At 35.7% G+C, this 22,052-nt stretch carries 19 protein-coding genes and 1 pseudogene; 5 read left to right on the top strand and 15 right to left on the bottom strand.

All coding sequences use genetic code 11. The features are described from left to right. Nucleotides 1-90: 90 nt before the first annotated feature. The 3 genes and pseudogenes from NSQ49_RS25855 to NSQ49_RS25845 form a co-directional block, all read right to left on the bottom strand. Complete coding sequence (locus tag NSQ49_RS25855) at nucleotides 91-564, bottom strand: hypothetical protein (RefSeq protein ID WP_159871496.1); 474 nt, start codon at nucleotides 562-564, stop codon at nucleotides 91-93. Between the two features lie 240 nt (nucleotides 565-804). Further along, nucleotides 805-1,136, bottom strand: a pseudogene (locus NSQ49_RS25850) (CoA-disulfide reductase); the annotation flags it as partial. Nucleotides 1,137-1,442: 306 nt separating this feature from the next. Then, a protein-coding gene (locus NSQ49_RS25845) for an IS1182 family transposase (RefSeq protein ID WP_159871978.1) occupies nucleotides 1,443-2,791 on the bottom strand; the annotation gives its coding sequence in 2 pieces (ribosomal slippage) (nucleotides 1,443-2,227 and nucleotides 2,227-2,791; 1,350 coding nt in all). A 218-nt stretch (nucleotides 2,792-3,009) separates the two neighbouring features. Between NSQ49_RS25845 and NSQ49_RS25840 the strand changes: the two genes are divergently transcribed. Further along, on the top strand, nucleotides 3,010-4,368 hold the full coding sequence (locus NSQ49_RS25840) for an IS1182 family transposase (RefSeq protein ID WP_159871992.1): 1,359 nt from the start codon (nucleotides 3,010-3,012) through the stop codon (nucleotides 4,366-4,368). A gap of 1,127 nt (nucleotides 4,369-5,495) precedes the next feature. Here NSQ49_RS25840 and NSQ49_RS25835 read toward each other — a convergent pair. From NSQ49_RS25835 to NSQ49_RS25815, 5 genes are all read right to left on the bottom strand, one after another. Further along, nucleotides 5,496-7,157 (bottom strand): TRAP transporter permease, encoded by a 1,662-nt coding sequence (locus NSQ49_RS25835; RefSeq protein ID WP_159871891.1) that lies wholly within the window; start codon nucleotides 7,155-7,157, stop codon nucleotides 5,496-5,498. 192 nt (nucleotides 7,158-7,349) lie between these two features. Continuing rightward, nucleotides 7,350-8,375, bottom strand: coding sequence for a TAXI family TRAP transporter solute-binding subunit (locus NSQ49_RS25830; RefSeq protein ID WP_159871894.1), 1,026 nt, complete (start codon nucleotides 8,373-8,375; stop codon nucleotides 7,350-7,352). A gap of 100 nt (nucleotides 8,376-8,475) precedes the next feature. Further along, nucleotides 8,476-9,948 carry an argininosuccinate lyase gene (argH, locus tag NSQ49_RS25825; protein ID WP_159871897.1) on the bottom strand — a complete coding sequence of 491 codons (1,473 nt, stop codon included), beginning with the start codon at nucleotides 9,946-9,948 and terminating at the stop codon, nucleotides 8,476-8,478. Nucleotides 9,949-9,992: 44 nt separating this feature from the next. Continuing rightward, nucleotides 9,993-10,712, bottom strand: coding sequence for a GntR family transcriptional regulator (locus tag NSQ49_RS25820; RefSeq protein WP_159871900.1), 720 nt, complete (start codon nucleotides 10,710-10,712; stop codon nucleotides 9,993-9,995). Between the two features lie 344 nt (nucleotides 10,713-11,056). Further along, a complete protein-coding gene (locus NSQ49_RS25815) occupies nucleotides 11,057-11,662 on the bottom strand; it encodes a restriction endonuclease (protein ID WP_159871945.1) in 606 nt (201 codons plus the stop codon). Nucleotides 11,663-11,870: 208 nt separating this feature from the next. On the opposite strand from NSQ49_RS25815, the gene NSQ49_RS25810 reads away from it, so the two are divergent. The 3 genes from NSQ49_RS25810 to NSQ49_RS25800 all read left to right on the top strand — a co-directional run bounded on the left by NSQ49_RS25810 (nucleotide 11,871) and on the right by NSQ49_RS25800 (nucleotide 13,464). Beyond that, complete coding sequence (locus NSQ49_RS25810; protein ID WP_159871948.1) at nucleotides 11,871-12,542, top strand: SOS response-associated peptidase; 672 nt, start codon at nucleotides 11,871-11,873, stop codon at nucleotides 12,540-12,542. A 222-nt stretch (nucleotides 12,543-12,764) separates the two neighbouring features. Further along, nucleotides 12,765-12,860 (top strand): putative holin-like toxin, encoded by a 96-nt coding sequence (locus tag NSQ49_RS25805; RefSeq protein ID WP_222125080.1) that lies wholly within the window; start codon nucleotides 12,765-12,767, stop codon nucleotides 12,858-12,860. Nucleotides 12,861-13,302: 442 nt separating this feature from the next. Further along, nucleotides 13,303-13,464 carry a hypothetical protein gene (locus NSQ49_RS25800; RefSeq protein WP_159871942.1) on the top strand — a complete coding sequence of 54 codons (162 nt, stop codon included), beginning with the start codon at nucleotides 13,303-13,305 and terminating at the stop codon, nucleotides 13,462-13,464. Nucleotides 13,465-13,716: 252 nt separating this feature from the next. Here the strand turns inward: NSQ49_RS25800 and NSQ49_RS25795 are convergent, their stop codons facing one another. Then, the gene (locus tag NSQ49_RS25795; RefSeq protein ID WP_159871966.1) at nucleotides 13,717-14,934 is read right to left on the bottom strand and encodes an IS110 family transposase; all 1,218 of its coding nucleotides are present in this window, start codon (nucleotides 14,932-14,934) and stop codon (nucleotides 13,717-13,719) included. A 287-nt stretch (nucleotides 14,935-15,221) separates the two neighbouring features. On the opposite strand from NSQ49_RS25795, the gene NSQ49_RS25790 reads away from it, so the two are divergent. Then, nucleotides 15,222-16,580, top strand: coding sequence for an IS1182 family transposase (locus tag NSQ49_RS25790; RefSeq protein WP_251284898.1), 1,359 nt, complete (start codon nucleotides 15,222-15,224; stop codon nucleotides 16,578-16,580). Between the two features lie 378 nt (nucleotides 16,581-16,958). Here the strand turns inward: NSQ49_RS25790 and NSQ49_RS25785 are convergent, their stop codons facing one another. The 6 genes from NSQ49_RS25785 to NSQ49_RS25760 form a co-directional block, all read right to left on the bottom strand. Next, complete coding sequence (locus NSQ49_RS25785; RefSeq protein WP_159871989.1) at nucleotides 16,959-17,891, bottom strand: IS3 family transposase; 933 nt, start codon at nucleotides 17,889-17,891, stop codon at nucleotides 16,959-16,961. Beyond that, nucleotides 17,825-18,124, bottom strand: a complete 300-nt coding sequence (locus NSQ49_RS25780) for a helix-turn-helix domain-containing protein (protein WP_159871984.1) — start codon at nucleotides 18,122-18,124, stop codon at nucleotides 17,825-17,827. The genes NSQ49_RS25785 and NSQ49_RS25780 overlap by 67 nt, the downstream gene beginning before the upstream one ends. 84 nt (nucleotides 18,125-18,208) lie before the next feature. Further along, nucleotides 18,209-19,075, bottom strand: coding sequence for a helix-turn-helix domain-containing protein (locus NSQ49_RS25775; RefSeq protein ID WP_159871244.1), 867 nt, complete (start codon nucleotides 19,073-19,075; stop codon nucleotides 18,209-18,211). A 200-nt stretch (nucleotides 19,076-19,275) separates the two neighbouring features. Next, a complete protein-coding gene (locus NSQ49_RS25770) occupies nucleotides 19,276-20,445 on the bottom strand; it encodes a nucleotidyltransferase domain-containing protein (RefSeq protein WP_159871241.1) in 1,170 nt (389 codons plus the stop codon). Further along, nucleotides 20,432-21,481, bottom strand: coding sequence for a BtrH N-terminal domain-containing protein (locus NSQ49_RS25765; protein ID WP_159871238.1), 1,050 nt, complete (start codon nucleotides 21,479-21,481; stop codon nucleotides 20,432-20,434). The genes NSQ49_RS25770 and NSQ49_RS25765 overlap by 14 nt, the downstream gene beginning before the upstream one ends. Further along, nucleotides 21,471-22,043, bottom strand: a complete 573-nt coding sequence (locus NSQ49_RS25760; RefSeq protein WP_159871235.1) for a hypothetical protein — start codon at nucleotides 22,041-22,043, stop codon at nucleotides 21,471-21,473. The genes NSQ49_RS25765 and NSQ49_RS25760 overlap by 11 nt, the downstream gene beginning before the upstream one ends. Nucleotides 22,044-22,052 lie beyond the last annotated feature (9 nt).

Raw genomic sequence — 22,052 nt, 5'->3', positions numbered from 1 at the left:
ACTTCACTAACCCATCACAAAGAACATGTTTGCACCTGGTTCTACTATATTTAAAATGTTCGACCCTGCTGATTTTTGCAGGGTCTTTACTTATACAGTCATTTTATTTTTATTAATGTATTTTTCAATGGTTCTCTGAAATCCGTAGATAAAAATTGCAAAACTGATAAACATAAAAAAGATATACTGCTGCTTAAAATGAATTAACCGAAAAATCCTCATTCTTTGAAATAAATTGGTTAAAGGATAAGCAAACAACCAATCTAAAATCAGATTGATTCCAAGATACTTAAATAAATTGTCAAATGAAAATTTAAACACCCAAAGTGTCCCAATGAAAAAGAGGCTTAAAACAAATGATACATTTGTAACTAAATCCGGAATAATATGGGTTTTTACTTTCCACCAACGTCTCGAATGTGCTATTTCACTTATAATCGAAAGTAGCAGTGTTACAAAGGTAGCAGAGGGTAAAAAACGAAAAAAAGATTTCTTCCCTATAAAAGGAATAGTTAATAACGGAAAAATTAATAATCCCCACATAACCCTTCGTGTAGTTTTCATATCTACTCCTTCCTTCTCACCGGTGCTGAAAATGGCAATAACTCCTATAAATATTAACTTTTCCAAAATTACAATCTAATATGAATGTCATTTCGCTTCAGAATTTATATCTCACTCACAATCAGCAATTGCAACCTTATTATTTTTTCACCTTTCTCAACAGCTATATTTTTCACTTCTTAAACATTGAGTGTTTGGAAAATATTAAAAGCACAACTCGAAAATACGAGTCATGCTTTTTTAAATTACTTTTATTCTTTTTAAAAGTGTATGACCAGCATTTTTCGTCCGAGCTCGCTGGCAAGTCACTCAAGGCACCCTAATCAGCACATGAATCTCTATGACTTGTCTGCTACTTAATTTGTTCATACCAATGTCATTTTTTTAGTTTCAGTATTCTTACTAATATTGGTGCCGTATACAGAGGAATATGTTTTCCAACCTCCATCTACATTTTTAACTTTGTATACATTATTTTTTAGGATACGGCTTGCTAAATATCCTCTTAATCCAACCTGGCAACTAACATAAACAGTCTGATCTTTTGGGATTTCTCCTAATTTATTTCTTACGAAAGATTGCCATTCATAATTGAGTGCGAGATCCGCTGGCTGGCGCAGTAGCGTTGGCATAGTTGCCTGTAAAAAATCAAGTTTATCGACAGCAGTATCCAATCCAATTGTATGTTCGACTTTATCCTCTTTATCGGATATGCCTGAGAGTCAGATGTTAAGTGCACTATCATGTATAAAATAAGCACCCTATTAGGGTGCTCAGCTTGTGGAGAAAGGTATGATTTTTCCACAAGCTTTTTTTATTTTCTCAATTACTGACTTAAAAATAGGCTTTTTTTATGGAAAAACAATAGATCGCCACAATTATCCTAGCTTGGCTAGGTGAGTGGCGATCTTTTTCATATTCTGGCACGCTGCGGTGAGTAATACTTGCTCACTCGCATTGTGCAATCCCCGTAACCGGCAATAGCGAAGCCCATGCAGTTCTTTTGAATCTGCGAAGCTTCGCTCAACTTTCTCTTTTCTATATTTATAAAGAATTTTTCCGGAGAGGGAGAGTCTGTTTAGGCGCACTTTCTCTTTAAATTCTTCCCACACATGGCGTGTTAGGACCTTTTGTTTGTTCTTTGACCTTGTGCACTCCTTCAGGAGTGGGCATTCTGAACACTTTTTAGAATCAGACTTGTACTCTCTGTACCCTTCTCTTGTTGTTGTGCGATAAACTAGCTTCTGGCCATTTGGACAAACATAGATATCTTGTTCTTTATGATAGGTAAACTTCCATTTTGGAAATAATCCTTTGGTCGGCTGATATCTCCGATGTGCAATTACACCAAAAATGCTTCTGTCGTGAAGCCCTTTACAAATGGGATTCGTTAAATAACCTGAGTCGAGTGCCACTGCTTCTACTTTAAATCCAAAACGATCGATCTGACGATCCAATCTAGAAAGATAAGGGATAGAGTCATGGACATTTCCAGGAGTAACATAGGCATCCGTTATGATATTGAACTTCATATCCGTTGTTCGGTGGTCTAAGTAACAGAACATTTCCTGCTTATTTTCCCTGGACATGAATCCGCAATCTGGATCGGTTGTACTTTTTCGGATTTCCTTGGTCTCTGTCACCTCCTCTCTTTCTTTTAGCGCTTTTTTCCGTGGTTTGACCTGTCTTCCTCAATAGCTTTATTAAGTTCATCTATATATTCCCGAGTTTCAATTTCTACTTCTTCACGAGTGAATTTGTGCTTGTTTGCATTCGCTTTAAGGTGAGTGGAGTCAGTAAATAAAACTCTTCCACCGACCATTTTATGACTAATGGCTTGATGGACAATTTCATCAAAGATCTCTTGAAAAATATTTGTATCTTTAAAACGAGTTCGCCGGTTCCAACTGATGGTTGAATGGTCCGGAACAGGATCATTGAGCTTCAAGCCAAGGAACCATCGGTACGCCACATTCATCTGTACTTCCCGTTCTAATTGTCGTTCTGAACGGATGCCATAAAAGTAACCAATGAACATCATCTTAAAAAGCATAATGGGGTCCGAAGGACGCCCGTTATTCTCTGAATAGAAGGGACGGACTTTCTCCCCGATAAAAGAAAAATCTATGTACTTATCAACTTTTCTTAAAAGATGATCTTCAGGGACTAAATCTTCAATAAAAACAAATTCCGCTTCATTTTGTGATTCTCTTTTCGGTTTGAACATGCCATCCACCATCCTAAGTAAAATTAATTATATTATATCAAATTAACGCAGTGAATTAATAAAGTTAATGATAAAAATAAAAGCTGTCGAGAGTTTCTCGACAGCCTGAGCACCCTATTAGGGTGCTTCAGACTGTCGACAAACTCGATGAAAATCGTGCTTGTCTGCAGTCTTTTTTATTTTAAAATAGAAGTAATACAATGCTTGAGGTGATTTAAATGCTTTCAAAACATAATCCAATTCAACGGGATCAAATTGAAATGGTTGCTTTAGACGAACTTGTACCGGCGGACCATTTGGTCCGCAAAATTGAGGCGGCGATTAATTTCTCATTCATCTATGACTTGGTAAAAGATAAGTATTCAGAAAAAGGCCGCCCAAGTATTGACCCTGTAATATTAATTAAACTCACATTTATTCAATATACCTTCGGTATTCGCTCCATGCGTCAAACAATTGAAGAATTGAAAACGAATATGGCTTATCGATGGTTTTTAGGATATGGCTTTCACGATAAAGTTCCTCACTTCTCAACTTTCGGTAAAAATTATGAGCGCCGATTTAAAGACACCGATCTCTTTGAACAAATATTTTACCGAATCTTAAAAACCGCAGCTGAAAAGAATTTAATTAGTGCTGAACACGTTTTTGTAGATTCTACTCATGTAAAAGCGAGTGCAAATAAACGCAAATTTGAAAAGAAAGTTGTTCGAAAAGAAACCCGTGCTTATCAAGAACGCCTTCAAGAGGAGATTAACCAAGACCGCGAGGATCATGGAAAAAAGCCGTTTCCACCAGATAAGTTTGATAAAGAAGAATACAAAGAAATCAAGGAAAGTACAACAGATCCAGAGAGTGGCTACTATGTAAAAGATGAGCGTACAAAACAGTTCGCTTATTCTTTCCATGCGGCCGCAGACCGCAACGGCTTCGTGTTAGGCGCAATTGTAACCCCTGGTAACACGCATGATAGTCATATTTTAGAGCCATTGGTAGAACAAGTCATTGAGAAAGTTAGTAAACCAAAAGCTGTTGCGGCAGACGCAGCCTATAAAACACCTGCTATCACGAGCTACTTATTGAAAAACGACATCACACCTGCTTTACCTTACACACGACCTCGCACAAAAGAGGGTTTCTTCAGAAAACATGAGTATGTTTATGATGAGCATTTTGACTGTTACATTTGCCCAACTGGTGAGATATTAAAATATACTACAACTACAAAGGAAGGGTATCGTCAATATAAATCAGATCCTCGAATTTGTGCTGGATGCCCTTTCTTGTCTCGATGCACACAGAGTCAAGCACATCAAAAACTGATTCAACGTCATGTGTGGGAGGAACATGTGGAAGAAGCAGATCATCTTCGCCACCATCAAGACGTCAAACCGATCTATGAAAAACGCAAAGAAACAATTGAACGAGTATTCGCAGATGCAAAAGAAAAGCATGGCATGCGTTGGACAACCCTCAGGGGACTTAAAAAAATGTCGATGCAGGCGATGCTTACTTTCGCTGCCATGAATTTGAAGAAAATGGCCAACTGGACTTGGCAAGGTCCAGAAATGGCCTAAATGATAACCTCGGAGAGGTCTGCAATTCTCTGTAATTACTTGAAGTCCTACAAATAATCAAAAAAAGAGTTCGGAATGAGACTATTCCGAACTCTTTTTGTCTACAAACTGAAGCACCCTATTAGGGTGCTTATTGGCTCTCATTCTATATTATTTGTTGTTACGTCAATCTACGGGTGAGAGTTCTGAAAATTTAACCAATTTAATTTCATTATCTCTTTTTATTTCGCAATACCCACTATCATAAATCCAATGAATAATATAAATTTTTGATTCAAATATTACTTTTGTTCCTTTGTTAAACAAATAATCTATCCCCCGAATTCAGAAGAGAGCCTTAAATAATTTATCAATGAATCCGTTTTATTGTCAAAATGCAATTAATGGAATTAGATTATACCATTATAAAAAATCATCCTACTTAGCAGGGCGATTTTTTAAATAATCATAAAATGTGGTTCGGCTGATTCCAATTTTCTCTGTTATTTCTTTAACTCAATTGGGAAAAACGGATAAAGAACTTGTTCGTATGATACCAACAAGCTATGTGGAATTAAAGGACGTAAGAGAGCAGCTCAAATTATTATATCATGGTTATTTCGAGTTTGAGGTAGAAAGATACAAGCAAGCAAGAACACTCCTGAAAGAAGGTAATCAAACGAAGAAATTGTTGAAAAAACAAACATAAGTTTCTATGAATTAGAACTGGTGAAACAACAGCTTAAGCAATACGAGGAAAAGTTTATATGGGAATTGAACGCAGAACAGTGACAGTTATCAAAGATGACAATATAGGAGTGAACAAATGAAGAAAATTTTATTAATTTTAGCGATAGCATTCTTCACTGTTGGTAGCGGTGCTTCTGCAGAAGTTGCAGGTGAAGGAGAAGTAATAGAAATAAAAGACAAAACTACAAAAACATTTATGTACCAAATACTATCGATGCCATACATACACCATGTTGCATCAGATTTTTACCATAAAAAATACAATGCGGAGTCAATTGGATGGGGAGGTCTTGAATCAGAAAATATTCGTATCTGGATACAAGAAGCTAAGCCCAATCCAGGTGAGGCTAGCTATACCCACATTGTAAAAGTATATATCCCATATGAAAAAATTATTATTAACGATAAAAAAGAAATAAAAACAGCTGATACGTTTGTTTTTGCAATCGATGGAGATATGTTTTCACTTTGTTCTGAGTCGCATCAGCAATACCTGCAGCTGCGTATGCTGCTAGTGCTACAGGTGGTGTAAACGCTGACAAACAAGCAAAATAGAATACAAACATATGTGCAGCTAAAGGAGATACTCCCATCTGAATTAATGCTGGGGCAACAACTGCGGCTGTTATTAAGTAGGCTGCGGTTGTAGGAAGTCCCATTCCTAATATAATCGTTGCACACATAGTCATTACTAAAGCCAATGCTAAATTATCCCCAGCCAATGATAAAATCAATGAAGCAAATTTTAGCCCAGCACCTGTTAAATTTAAAACCCCGATGACGAGCCCAGCAGTTGCACATGCGGCAATCATTCCAAGAGCAGATTGGGCACCGTCAGCTAAACAATTAATGAGTTTTGAAAAGGTCATCCTTGTATGCTTTTTAAAAAAAGATACAATAATTGTTGATGCAATTGCCCAAATTGCTGCTTTAATTGGACTTGTATTTAAAATGGTCATTGTAAAAATTAGAACTAACAATGGGATAAATAAATGACCTTCTTTTATAAGAACATTTTTTATGTTCGGAAGTTCATTTTTAGGTAAACCCTTTAAGCCTAATTTGGCCGCCTGTAAATCAATCATAATCATGACTGTAAAAAAGTATAATAATGCGGGTACGATAGAAGCATAAACGATATTAAGATAGGAAGTTCCTAACAATTGAGCCATAATAAAAGCGGCTGATCCTAATATAGGCGGCATAATTTGTCCGCCAGTTGACGCTACTGATTCCACCGCACCAGCATAACGGGAGGGATAACCTATTTTCTTCATCAATGGGATAGTAAAAACACCCGTTGATACCACATTCGCCACTGAATTTCCAGAAACTGAACCAAATAAAGCACTTGAAACAACAGCTGCTTTGGCTGGTCCTCCTCTTTTTCCACCAGTTGCACCAATTGCAAAGTCTATAAAAAACCTACTTCCTCCAGTAACTCCTAAAAAAGATCCAAAGAGTATAAATAAGAATACAAAGGTTGCGGACGCACCGATGGGCACACTAAATATTGCATCCATACTATTTAAATAACTTAATATACGATCCCAGCTATACCCCCGGTGTCCAAGGTCACCAGGAATATACTTTCCAAAATGTGCATACAGGATAAAAATTAAAGCTAGGATCGGGAGAATTAATCCCGTTGTTCTTCTGGTAATTTCCAAAACAGCTCCAATTAAAATGATGCTCACTAACAAGTCCAATGGGGTAGGGGCGACACCTATTCTATAAATTAATTCGTCCATTTCAATAATTAGGTAAGAACCTGCAAATAAAACTAGCAATATAAAAATATAATCAATAATGCTAGCTAATAAGCTTTTATAGGCTGACCTCCTCATTGGGTAAATCATAAATATCAATATTGCCCCAAGTCCTAAGTGGACTGTGTATAAAACCCATGGTGTAATTGGATAAAAGCCTAGCACATATAGGTGAAATAACGACATAAATACTGCTATAAGGGTGAAAAGCTTTAACTCTATCCCACTAAGAGCTTTCCTTGAGCCAGAATTCTCTTGAATCTTCAAATCAGCTATTTTTTCTTCAGACACGGCGAACCTCCCGATAACAGATTCCTTTAGTTTGAAATTTTATCTCATATTTTGTAGATACATATTATTTGTTAGAAAATAAAGGATTATATATAATTATAATGGGGACTTCTTGACCTTTTTTATTAACCAAGAAGTCTCCTTTTGGAAAATTATCGAACTCCCTTAATTTCTTTCTATAATAAGAAATTTCTATTTTGATTCAGGAGGCATAAGGTGATCAGGAATTTCAACTCCAACTTCCTTATAATACTTAACTGCACCAGGATGGTACGGGACAGTACTATACTTAACATTCTCAACCAGCGTTTCTTTAGCACTTGGGTCCACTGCTAATAAGTCTTCATGTTTTTCAAATGTTGTTTTCACCAGATTATATACTAAATCTTCAGATAATTCAGATGATGCAATTGCTATGTTCCAAAAGCCTGGCAGTAAAATATCTTCTTCTTGGTGCTTATAAGAACCATTCGGAATAGTTGCCTCAGACCAATAAGGATACTTTTCTAGTGCCTTTTTCATTTCATCTTCAGTTAAACCAATTTGCTGAACTTCGTGCGTAGTTTCAAGATCAAGCATGAAAGGCCCCGGTACTCCTGTGACCGCAAAACCAGCATCGATTGTTCCATCACGTAAACCATCAACTGCGGTATTAGTTGGTATGGCATTAACCCTAGCCGGCTCTGATCCTAATACCTCTAATAGCCCATTTCCTGCTTCAGCACTAGTACTTCCTGGAGCACCTGTACTAACATTTTTACCATCAAAGTCGCTAATGCTAGTAATACCACTATCTTTTAAACTGTACATATGCATGACACTAGCATACATTGGAAAAATCGAACGAATCTTAGTATATTTTTTATCTGCCCAACCTTCTCCGTTATAGGCTTCGCCTCCAAGCCAAGCGGTCACAAAGCCTAAATCCATCTCTCCATTTTCAATTAATTGAATATTTGCATTTGGACCACCTGTAACTTCTACAGCAATGTCAGTACCTGGGACATTCTTTCCGATAATATCTGCCCAGCCGCCTCCCCATACATAGTAAGTACCACCTTGACTAGAAGTGCCTAAGAGCAATCTATGTTCTTCTGCTTTTTCCTTATCAGTACTTCCGCTATCATTAGTTTTCGAAGTGCTACTTTGAGAACAACCTACAAGAGCAAGAGTTAAAGCAGCAACTATAATAAATAACTTTGACAATGTGCTTTTCATTTAATTTTCTCCCCCTATCAATTTTTTATTAACTCAACCCTTTCCTTATTACTCTACTAAACCTATTAAATCTTGCCCCCCCTTTACCTAGTTAGTATTTTCACACCTGAGCTTTTGACAATTGTTGCTTTTTATATTGAAAAATACCTTGATGCTCAGTTAACCATTCTTTATCCTGCTTGAGTACTTCATTTAATTTTTGCAGCTGTTTTTTAACTTCCTCTGGCGCTGGGCCACCAATTGTATTCTTTGATTCGACATTATATATCGGATCTAAAGCCTTTTGAATACCGTCTTTAGATAAAATTATTTCTCTACCTAATACTAATTTTGATATATCCTTAACGATCTCTGAGTTTATTTTAGAAACCGGTATTTTTTTATCTATCATTTCACTTACTAGGTGCCCTACAACCTGATGTGCTTCTCTAAATGAAATATTTGCCTCGCGAACGATTGTATTAGCAAGCTCAGTAACTGTTGAGAAGTTCTCTAATGAGCGAATATACATTTTTTCTTCATTAAATTTTAATGTTTTGATTGTCGCTGTCATAAGGTGAAGACAAGAGTCTACCTCATAGAAAGCATCCCATAGATATTTAAAGCTTTCAGTGGCATCACGACTATGTCCATAAGAAGTGTTCTTTAAACAACTAGTTACTGAAACTAAAGCAGCAATTATATGTCCTGATTTTGCTTTGATATGCTCTAATGTAATTGGATTTTTCTTCTGTGGCATGATGCTGCTGCTAGCAGCTACCGAATCCCCTACTTCAACAATTCCAAATTCATCAGTAGACCATATGTATAGGTCATGACTAAAACGACTTAAGTTGTTCATAAATATATTCATAGCTGAAAGCGCTTCTAAAACGTAATCTCTAGAAGCCACGCCATCAATTGAGTTAGCCATTGCGTTGTTAAATCCTAGTAGTTGTGAAGTTTCTTTGCGGTCAATATTAAAAGATGTTGATGCCATTGCTCCGGCACCTAGTGGGGAGGTGTTGGTCTGGTTGAAGGATTGTCTAAATCGTTTAAAGTCTCTTTCTAATGCTGAGAGAATAGCCGACAGATAATGAGCAAGTGTTACTGGCTCTGCAGGTTGCATATGAGTATAACCTGTTAAAACAGTATAAAGCGTGTTTTCGGCTATTTTAATAATTTCTTCTCGAAGCTTAATGATCTGTTCACAAATGCTCAGAAGATTATCTCTGCTGTTCATCCTTGCCAAGGTGGCATATAAATCATTTCTACTTCGGCCGGTATGAAGTTGACCACCAACCTCAACACCTACTATCTTTATGAGAGCAGCTTCTATATTAAAATATAACTCCTCTAATTTAGGGTCTAATTCTAAGCTAGAGGCACCCTTTTGATTTATCTCTTCAAGCGCCTCCATAATTTTCTGCCCATCCTCACGCGTAACAATTCCATTGGAAATTAACATTACTAAATGTCCTTTATTAATATCCATAATATTAGTAAAGGATCTCTTTTGCTCAGCCTCTAAAGCTGGCAAAAGAAGATAATTAATTACCTCATCTGAAAGATCAACTTTTAATCTTTCTCTCAAAAAAATCACTCCTTTGATTTTAATATTTAAGAAACAATTTAATCTCAGAGTTGAATTTCTGAACTAAATTGGACTTTACATCTGTCTCCCCTAATAATACTAGTAAATAAAATAACTGGACTTCCTTGTGGGGTCATTACTAACTTTGTTATCTTTAAAGCAGGTTGATTTTGTTCTACTTCTAAAATTTTTGCCTCAAAAGAATCTAGTAGCACAGGCTCAATAGAGTTCTGATATTTTGTCATTATAATTCCGTATTTTTCAGTTATTAGATCAATAAGCTTTCCTTCGAGATTATTATCAAGCAAGTCTGGAATAAGACCAACTGGGATATAAGATTTCTCAATTGCAGCAGGCTCATCATTAAAAAATCTTAAGCGAATGATTTCAAATACTTTTTCCTGATCTTTTAAATTAAGCACTTTTAATTTCCCCGCTGTACCCTCTATAACATTTATACTAATTGGAGTATGCTTTGTTCCTAGTTCTTCAGGAAAAGTAAAGCTAATAAAGTTCCCCTCAATTTTAGGCTTAGAAACAAAGGTGCCCACACCTTTCTTTCTTGTTAAAATACCTTCGTTAACTAACTCCAATATAGCCTGCCTCATGGTAGATCTACTAACAGAAAAGTTTTTTGCTAAATCTACCTCATTCGGAATTTTATCACCACTTTTCCAATCACCATTTTCGATTTTTTCCCTGATGAGCTCCTTTATTTGGTAGTACAATGGAATGCCACTATGTTCGTTAATTAATTCCTTCATCTTAATTCCTCTTTATTCAAATTTTGTTTTTTATTTCTCCGTTTATTACCTTTTTAACATACCAAAACCAATTGCACTATTGAAAATTTTAATGATTCGAAATATAGGTTCTATGACTTCTATTTTTAGAATATTATCAAGACTTTGTATGTACGTATGTTCATATGTCTGTACATATTGGTATTATAAAATATGATTTTTCAAAACACAATAAAAATTTTTAATTTTTAATTTGTTTTTTGTTTTTCACCCTCTTCCTTTTATGAACTATTTACTGATGTTGCAAACATTTAGTGGAATCTGGTGAATAATAAAAACCCCTCTCAAATTGAGAAGGGCTTATATTATACGTACTCGGGTAATACTTGCTTAATTTCCTGCTCAGCATTTTCTAATCCAGCTAACCAAAGTTCAACCAGCTTAACACCGTCAATTAGTTCAATGTTTAATTCTTCTGCATACTCTTTAGCATTTTTAGTGAAAGATCCAGTAGTAACAATATATCCACCTAAAGCTCCTTCCTTGACCATATTAGAATGAATGATGGCAATACAGTCAAATGCTAAATCACCTTTAAAACATTTTACCTGACCTAAATATTTTCCTTCTTCCGTAACATGCTCAAAGTCAACTCCAAAGTCACCAGTTGGAGGTGATACCCAAGTACTCCCTCCTCTAGCTTTTTCAAATACTTCCGCAACGAAGGATTCAAACAAAAAGGGGTCTTGTTTTATAAAGATTGAATTTTCCTTAATAGGGTTTTTATCATCCTCATACTCTTTCCTAAATCTAAGGTACAACCCCATCGCTAAAGTTCTTTTTATTTCTAGACTACTATCAATATGACTTGCTAATAAAGCAGTTTTATAATTCGTTTGCCTTTTCACTCTTTGGAATTGTACAAAAGCTGCAATTAATACTACGGCTATCATTATTTCGACCAATAACATTAGACCGCCTCCTTATAGTTAAGGTATCGGTTATTTAAGAGGAAATTATTCAAATAATTCACTTTGGCCTATGGTGTTATAAAGGTATACTTAATTGAAGCCTAATCTGTTTTACACTTTTCTACATGCGGATAAGATAGTATCAAAACGATTAAGAATTTACAGAAGTCGAAGAAATCCAATGAAAATGAGAAATGGGGTTTTCTTGATGTGTGGACGTTTTTCACTTACTGAAGATATTTCCGCTCTGCAGCAATATTTTGACTTTGAAATCTCTGAGGAAATCTCTCCTCGATATAACATTGCTCCTAGCCAAAGAATCCTAACGGTCATCTCTGATGGGCATGAAAGAAGAGCTGGCACAATGAAATGGGGCCTGGTTCCCTTTTGGGCCAAAGACGAAAAAATAGGCTACAAAATGATTAATGCTAGAGCTGAAGGAATCGATGAAAAACCTAGTTTTAAACACGCTTTCAAGCGAAGACGCTGTTTAGTCGTGGCAGATGGGTTTTACGAGTGGAAAAAGCAAGAGGATGGCAACAAGCAGCCTTACCGCTTTATTATGAAAAATAAAAAGCCATTTGCTTTTGCGGGGTTATGGGAAACCTGGAAAAAAGGACAGCAACCTCTTCACAGCTGTACAATTATTACAACCACACCAAATGAAGTTACCGAGGATGTTCACGATCGCATGCCAGTAATCCTTCATCAGGATAGCTTTGATTTGTGGCTAAATCCTAAAAATGACGATACAGAGCATCTTAAATCATTACTTGTGCCCTTTCCAGCAGAAGAAATGGATTTGTATCCTGTTTCTACAATGGTTAACTCGCCAAAAAATGATATAGCTGATATTCTTACTCCGTTGAATAGTATGTAAATGCTGTATAGTTTAGAAAAAAGCTTATGGCTTCGATGGCTTTGTGAAACTTGAAAGTAGAATTTACCTTATACTAGGCTAAATCAGCCGGTTCAAAAAAACACTAAGGGTACTTTTTTAATATAGGTGCTCTTCCCCCCTCTATGATATACTTTTTATGTACAGCAATCGCAGGGTGGGCAGCGGTCCCCTCCAATCCATTGAGGAAAGGGGGTGCCGCTGATGGTTACGTATGAAGCAATGAACTTGATGGTGAGCTTTGCTACACTTATCGTTGCCGTGATCGCTATAGGTATTTCTTCAAACAAAAAGAAGTAGCCTACCCTGCACATCGCCAAAATGTGAGTAGGACTACTTCTATTCAGGATTGGCCGCTGCACTTCATGCAGCTTGCTGTACATTGAGGTCCTGGTGACAGCCAGGATCTCTTTTTTTAATATATGGACTTTATAGTTAAATTATAAACATAAAATTTATAATAAGTAAAGCAGTCTATATAAACCTGCTATATATCATCCCGTGATTTTATAATGGGAAGACTCCACGGTTTTCTAGCTGGAAAAATACAATACTATATCGATACCTACAATGAATATGAAATAAAGTGGTTGTAAAATAGATGGGTCATTTGTCGTGAGGAAATAGCGCAGATGCCTCTTGAATAGTTTGAATCTTTCAACAAATATGCATATTTGCATATTTATCCCTCCTTTTATTTGGTATTTTATTACTATAAATAAGTTAATAAAAGGAGATTATTATGAAAAAAGAATTAAGTAAAAAAATTTTATCTTGCTTTCTATCGGTAACGATTACAGCTATTGCGCTTTCTCCAATTAGCCAAGCTGCAACCGATGTAGCTACTACCGATCCCAATACAGACTTACCATGGGAGCACGCACCTCAATTACCTAATACATAAACTTTGTTTATGTATAAAACCCCCTTTAATAAAGGGGGTTTCAGACTGTCGACAAACTCGATGAAAATCGTGCTTGTCTGCAGTCTTTCTTACGATTAGTCAAGCACCTTTAAACCGTTAATTTATTTTCTGTATAAATGAATCCCCTTCAACGTTGTGTTTGAAGAGGGGCCAGATTTATAGGTATACCTAATAGGCCTAGTGATTTCGCGTTTTTTAACTAGACCTGCCTTTGTGGTATTATGTACTAAACTATGATTGGGTGGCTAACCGGAAGTCATAGTTCATATTGTGTGTAATAAGGTGGAAGATAATCTTCAAAAGCTTATTCACACAGGCAATGGATGCAACCTTATGGCACTTGTTATAGGGTTGCGTTTTTAATTTATCGTAATAATCAACAATATGGTTTTGACTGAAACGGCGTAGTTTAATCATGTTCTGGATAATGATAAAAAGGAGCTTACGTAAATGCTTATTGCCACGTTTATTAATCTTGTCCTTGTAAAAGGTTTTACCTGATTGGTAACGGCGAATATCAATACCAGCGTATGCGTTTAGCTGCTTATTGTTTTCAAAACGTCTAATATCCCCTATTTCTGCCATTAGACGTACTGCGGTGTTTGAGCCAATCCCCGGGAAACTGAGGAGAATATGGTATTCAGCCCGGCTTTCTGCTAGTTGCGCCATGTCCTCGATACACCTTTCTTTCATGGATAGGAGTTCCTGGTAACGCCTAGCGTAAGATATCAGCTGGCTACACAGGACATCGGTTGACGAAACGGCAGGAAATGATAAATGCGCTGCTTCAAGCAATTGAGTAGCTTTTTTTTCAGCCCTTGCGGTAGAAATATTCTTATCAGTGTTTGTCCGGATTTTGTTCTTTATAACCGTTTTTGAATGTTGGAGCACCAAGTCTGGATGTGGGTACAATTGAACAATATTGAGGAATAGCTCTGATTTGGTTGTAAAGATTTTTTCCAGTTCCGGAAAGGTTAGCTGAATAACTTTATGCATGCGGTTGCGTGTTACGGATAACTCGTCATCAAGTTCACTGTAAAATCGGGATAGCGACTTCAATTGGAGAAAAAGATCTTCTGTGCCATTTCGATTAGTCCTTTGCGTTGAAAAGTGGGTAAGGGCAAGTTGGTGGGCATCACTCTTATCCGTTTTGTGGATCCTCAAGGAGTCGCACTGGAGCTTAGCTTCCAGGGGATTCAAGGAACAATAGGAAAAACCATTTACATTCATAAACCGCTCCAATTGCCTGGAATAGACCCCAGTTGATTCAAATACAATATGTGGCTGTTCACCATAACCTTCTGTTAATCTGTCGATCCTCTTCTTTAAGTTTTCAAATTCAGGCCGTGAATGCTTGATTTCTCCTTCATAAATACACTTTTTTAGTGTGTTGTAAATTACCATGTAGCTTTTGCCCATACTTACATCAAATGCGATGACATGTTTCACGTTATTTCCCCCAAAAAAGTTTTGAAGTTCCCTCACTTACTCTTATCGACTCCCATTTCTTATACACGATCTCAAGGATCCAACATACTTAAACCTGATTCGAATAAGGTAAGTGAAGAAGGTCAGTTTTTTGTACGGATTCTAAGATCCTAAGACTGCAACGACCTATTCTTCACTTCTACTATATAAAAAAATAGTAGTGCCAACCAATGCCTTGGTCAGCACTACTAATCTTAGTATGTTTTTTATTTTAAAATAGAAGTAATACAATGCTTGAGGTGATTTAAATGCTTTCAAAACATAATCCAATTCAACGGGATCAAATTGAAATGGTTGCTTTAGACGAACTTGTACCGGCGGACCATTTGGTCCGCAAAATTGAAGCGGCGATTAATTTCTCATTCATCTATGACTTGGTAAAAGATAAGTATTCAGAAAAAGGCCGCCCAAGTATTGACCCTGTAATATTAATTAAACTCACATTTATTCAATATACCTTCGGTATTCGCTCCATGCGTCAAACAATTGAAGAATTGAAAACGAATATGGCTTATCGATGGTTTTTAGGATATGGCTTTCACGATAAAGTTCCTCACTTCTCAACTTTCGGTAAAAATTATGAGCGCCGATTTAAAGACACCGATCTCTTTGAACAAATATTTTACCGAATCTTAAAAACCGCAGCTGAAAAGAATTTAATTAGTGCTGAACACGTTTTTGTAGATTCTACTCATGTAAAAGCGAGTGCAAATAAACGCAAATTTGAAAAGAAAGTTGTTCGAAAAGAAACCCGTGCTTATCAAGAACGCCTTCAAGAGGAGATTAACCAAGACCGCGAGGATCATGGAAAAAAGCCGTTTCCACCAGATAAGTTTGATAAAGAAGAATACAAAGAAATCAAGGAAGGTACAACAGATCCAGAGAGTGGCTACTATGTAAAAGATGAGCGTACAAAACAGTTCGCTTATTCTTTCCATGCGGCCGCAGACCGCAACGGCTTCGTGTTAGGCGCAATTGTAACCCCTGGTAACACGCATGATAGTCATATTTTAGAGCCATTGGTAGAACAAGTCATTGAGAAAGTTAGTAAACCAAAAGCTGTTGCGGCAGACGCAGCCTATAAAACACCTGCTATCACGAGCTACTTATTGAAAAACGACATCACACCTGCTTTACCTTACACACGACCTCGCACAAAAGAGGGTTTCTTCAGAAAACATGAGTATGTTTATGATGAGCATTTTGACTGTTACATTTGCCCAACTGGTGAGATATTAAAATATACTACAACTACAAAGGAAGGGTATCGTCAATATAAATCAGATCCTCGAATTTGTGCTGGATGCCCTTTCTTGTCTCAATGCACACAGAGTCAAGCACATCAAAAACTGATTCAACGTCATGTGTGGGAGGAACATGTGGAAGAAGCAGATCATCTTCGCCACCATCAAGACGTCAAACCGATCTATGAAAAACGCAAAGAAACAATTGAACGAGTATTCGCAGATGCAAAAGAAAAGCATGGCATGCGTTGGACAACCCTCAGGGGACTTAAAAAAATGTCGATGCAGGCGATGCTTACTTTCGCTGCCATGAATTTGAAGAAAATGGCCAACTGGACTTGGCAAGGTCCAGAAATGGCCTAAATGATAACCTCGGAGAGGTCTGCAATTCTCTGTAATTACTTGAAGTCCTACAAAAAATGAAAAAAAGGGTTCGGAATGAGGCTATTCCGAACTCTTTTTGTCTACAAACTGAAACCCCCTTTAATTGGTCAAGCCCCCATATAGTGGAGATATTAAAAAACCGGAGCTGTTTCCTTTTGGAAATGGCTCCCTTTCGGTTTTATTTTAGTTATTTCATTCTTTTTATTTACTTGACATGGAGCCTCGTCACGCATGATTCTCGCTCTAGGAAGCAGGTTTGTAACACAACTAGCTCCCCTATGACGGTATCATGCGTTGCTCCATATCAAGTAGTGCACTTTAAATAATTTGTGAGTTCCTTTTGAGGGACCCATTTCCTTATGCTATAAGATTCTGGCGACGATAATTTACTGGCGACTGTTTATTTAACCGCTTTTGTCTCCTTATATGATTGTAATGATGAATATATTGATGGATTTTTGCTTCTAATTCTTCAATATTTTGTACAGAATAGGGATGATAAGCTTCTGTTTTTAAATGGGAAAAGAAGCTTTCAATACAGGCATTATCGAATGGATTGCCTGGACGGGACATGCTTGGTTGAATATCATAGGATTCGAGCGTGTCTTGATAAAGTTTGGATGTGTATTGTGTTCCCCGGTCGCTATGGAGGATGACACCTTGCACATCCTTTTCTTTTTGAACAGCTTGGTATACAGTTTTTATTACGAACATCGTTTCACTATTATTCCTTGCCATTTCGTATGCAATAATCTCATTATTGTACAAATCCATTATGGCAGATAAGTGTAACTTTTCGTCCCCGATTGAAAAGGAAGTGATATCTGTAACCCACTTTTTATTAGGTTGGTCAACCGAAAAGTCTCTATTGATGATATTTGTTGTAATCGTTTCTGGTTCAGTGCGCTTATACTGATTATAGTTTGAAGATCTGTGTTTCTTCCGAATAATTGATTGAATTCCAAGTTCCTTGTAGAGTCGAAAGACTCTTTTATGATTGATTTGCATTCGGTATTCTTCCTGAAGTTCCATATGAACACGCCGATAACCCCATTGCTTATTGGATTTCTCATATAATTGCAGAATCAGCTGCTTCAATTCAACATCCCTATCAAAACGTATATACTTTTTGTATTTGTAGTATCCACTTACTGATACCCCAAGAAATTTACAAAGTTCCGCTACATTAAATTGTTCTCTTAAGAGATCAACTACCTGAAACTTTAATTTCTTCCCTCCCTCATCAAGATTTCCTGAAACTTTTTTAAAACAGAATTCTCCATTTCCAATTTCCGAATGTAACGCTCTTGATCTGTATACTCTTTCCTTCGACCCCTATTATCTAAATAAAATGCTTGTCCTTCTTTTTGATATTTCCTCCACCAAGTCTTTACAGTATTTCTGCTTGGGATATTTAGTTTGTCAGCTACCTGTTGTGCTGAAAAACCTTCTTCTTTTAACTGGATCGCTTCCGCTTTAATCTCCAAAGAATAACTTTGTAACCTTTGCCCTTTTTTGGCCATAAAAATCACCCCTTAAGTCAATGTTGCCCAACTGTGGGTTTTTCAACATCTACTATAAGGGGTGCAGTCTAAACAAAGGGGGTTTTATATGTAGTGTTTCTTTTTATCAAGCAGAATCTTTTTATGATAAGTTAATTCCAGTATGTCAAAAAAGAGATATGCTTTTTTAAAGTTTGAAGATATTTCTTCATACTCTCCATCAATACACTCTAAAATATATGCCTTTTGACAATAGAGATGCCCAATTAATGACATGTCATTAAGAATTTGAGATAATGCAATTCCTTGGTTTGTATATTGGAGTGCTTGGTGATATTTCTTTCTTAAAAATAGTGATTTACCAAAGTTATAATTACATTTTACTTTTAAAATATCTATGGACTTTGATACTACTTTTTCAACTAATATCTCTTCGTAAATTGCATCGCTTTCTGCATAGCTCTTATTCTCTGCCAGAATATTAGCTAATGAATTTTTTATGTGTAAGTCTAAAAAAACATCAGTGCCGTAAGTATCCTTTTGCAATAAAAGGTTTAATTCTGTAATACAACTTTTTGAATTAATTTTATTTAAAGTATATGCAGCTATATAGTACTGCCATAAGAGAAATTTTTTTAATTCAGGATGGATAGCTTCTTTTTGAGGCAATACCTCATCAATCATTTGGTAAATCTTTTTATAGTCTTTATTCTTAGATAAGGTTAGGATTTCTTCTTTGAATGCTTTTTTATATTCGACATCATCATGTATTAAAACCTCAAAAAAATAGGTGGATGGTATCTTTAATTTACGAGCTAATAAATGAAGTACATCAATACTTGGAAAGACCTCTCCAGCTTCCAACCGGCTGATCTCACTTTGATGACACACATTTTCTGCTAATTGTTTTTGAGTAAAACCCCTTATTTTTCTCCAACGTTTTAATTCCCTTCCTAGCCTCTCTTTATCCATAAAACTCCCCTTCCAAAAAACTCCATATACTTAGTATACAGTATTTTAGAAGAGAAATAACCCATCACCTTTCGGTAAGTGGGTTATCCCTTTCTACATATTTAAAATAATCAACTTGTAACCTGAAAACACAAGCATAGTAATAACTTCAATTATTATCTCCTCAAGCTTTATTCAATAAATAGCGCCAAAAATTATTACTATTTCCCTAAACTTGAAACTATATTTCTATATCTTTCTGATTCAACCATATCTGATTCATCTAATTTTTCGAGCTCCTTAATTCTATTTGAATTAAAGAAACGTTCTAAGAAAGGAATCTCCCAATTATGATTAGTGTTTTCCTCTACTCCAAATACATCTAAGTAGGATAAATTTTCAGGTTTAATTGAATTCATAAAGTGAGAATCAATAAATTCACCAAATAATAACTCTGTATGGTATAAAGCATAATAAACAATATGGTTTACTTTATTTTCAATTAGTTCTTCAGAAAACTCTGGCCAGTTTATATCATTCTGGAACTTTAAAATATATTCATAAACATCAACATACTTAATTAATTCTTGATCCTTTCTTTCCTTTATTCCTTGAATTCTTGTGGCATCTTGATAGAGATGAGAACTCAACTGAAGTACGTTGTATTCTGGCTTTAAGGAAAAGCATTTTGCTTTATTATTAATTATTTTTATTTCCTTTGAGGTTTCAAACAGGTTTTCCAAATTGTAATTAACCCTCATATTTTTAGCTCTATTAAAAATATCAAATTGCACGTCGAATTCAATAAACTCACAAGTTTCTTCATTGGTTTCTAGCAAAAAAGGTACTAACTCGTGTGTAGACAATCTATGGAACATCTTAAGTTCTTTCGTTGCCGGGTCAATAGCTCCGTCTTTAAGATAGCCTTGTATGAAGCCATGCTCATTAAGTATACTCGTTACATGCTTTAAGTCTTTATTTTGGATAAGGATATCCATATCGCCGCTATATCTTAAACCATAGTCCCTGTAAACCTGGTGATTCAGAATGGTACCTTTTAAGGGAATACACTTAATCCCTTCATTGTAGAAGTCATTAAAGATTTTAGCAGTATGATCATAATAGTATGTGTTTCTCATTTTATTGCCTGTATACATTAAGCTTAGTAAGCCCACCAGCTTATTAGGGAAATAGGAAGTAAGATTAAATTTTTTCAAGTTCTTATAAAAAAGCATACTAGTTCTATGGAGAAAAAGCATGGATATAAGTTTATCAAAATCAATTATAGATACTTCTAAAAGATTTTGAACTTTTGTAATTTCCTCTTTACTAACACTTAATTTCGATAAGGTAAGTATTAACTCAACTTCTCCTGACTTATTTAACTCCATTTTCTAGCACCTCATTTACTTCACGTTTAGTAATTTCTACAAACCTCTTACTTTTATCTAGCAGCTCAAATTCCAAATCATTTATGGAATGCAATTTTTTTATCATCCGATTAAAAAGTTCGCTTTTTTTATGGGGCTTTGCTTTTGCTGCCTTTATCATCATATTGGAACACACTTTCCATTCTTGACCTGAATGAAAGTATCCTTCAAATAAGCTATTAAATAGTTCAGATGAAAATTCTTGCTTCTCCCTCGATAAGAAGGACGAATATAAATATCGGGTGTTCGATATTCTTGATAATATGGTATATAAGTCATCAAAAGTATCTTCTGTCAGAAATTCATTATTCATTGCATAAGACGCATATTCCTCAATAAAGGCCTGTATTCCATTAAGACCTTTGTGAACTACTTCAATGTCCCCTACCTTACTATCAATATTTAACTCACCTTCTAGGGCCATATTATTAGTCGCAATAGTAGATAAGATTACTTCCTTAGAATCCATTAATTTATTTTTAATTTCCACAGTAATAATGCCATGGGTAATATCATGATCTAATCTCAAAACTGTAGATTTTTTTAATGTTTCAAAGGATATCACATCCTGAATTTGATAAAAATCATCAACAAAGTTGAAGGTGTTTCCCTCATACCCTGTAATAATCAAACAGTGTTTAGCATGCTTGTCTTTGTAGCACATGTGATAACTCAGTTCAAAAGTATCTACAAATACAATTACAGGTTCCCCTTTATCTATGTAGGATTTAATGGAGAGAATCATTTCTTCAGCAGAATCATGTTCTACAAAGTTTGCATAAATAGGATCACCTAACATTAGTTCTTCTGTAATTGACAAAAATTTTGCATTTAGATAACCTGCATTGTTAGTTTTCTTAATATAATTCATTCCACATTGTTTCCATATATACTTATAGTTCTTATATTGTTTGTACTTAAGAACATTTGAAAATGCTAACGTAATACAATTTGCACCATGGATTCTTTCTTTTAAAGGAGAAATATCACCTAACATTTTTAGTGCTCCTTTCTAATGTTAATGAGAAAATATGCATACCAGGGTTATCTCCTAGTCTAATTTCGTTAAATAATACACCGGTAGGAACTTTTACCTTTTGGTACCATATGGTACATTGCATCCCTTCTAAACAACCTAATTGAGCAGAGTGAACTCCTTTACACACTATTGCTTTTAAATCATTAAATTTCGGCTCATAGTCAACCCAATCTGTAAAACCTAACATAACTTTGGAAACCGATCCTTGTTGGTCTATAAGTGATATGGGTTCTAAGAATGAGCCATTATCAGCAGCCCCCAGGACATGTATGGCTTGATAAGAGTCCTCTTTGACCTTTATTTTTTGTTCATTGAATTCTATATTATTAAACTTTCCCTTTTCCTTCGATGGGAAATGAAATGGCACTTCGTGGATTTTTATTACCTTTTCAGATGATGGTAGTTGCTCAGCCGGATACGAAGAGCCACTTCCAGTAAAATCGCCGTTTTCTCTTTGGTTAATAAATGAAAATCCACAATTACAATAGTATTCCTCAAGGTTGACTAAATAGTAACTCATAGCCGTTGT

It is taken from the genome of Cytobacillus sp. FSL R5-0377 (genome assembly GCF_038004385.1).
In the GTDB taxonomy this organism is placed as follows: Bacteria; Bacillota; Bacilli; order Bacillales; family Cytobacillaceae; genus Cytobacillus.
The sequence above is the reverse complement of the archived record's forward strand: the minus strand, read 5'-3'. Positions and strand labels throughout refer to the sequence as shown.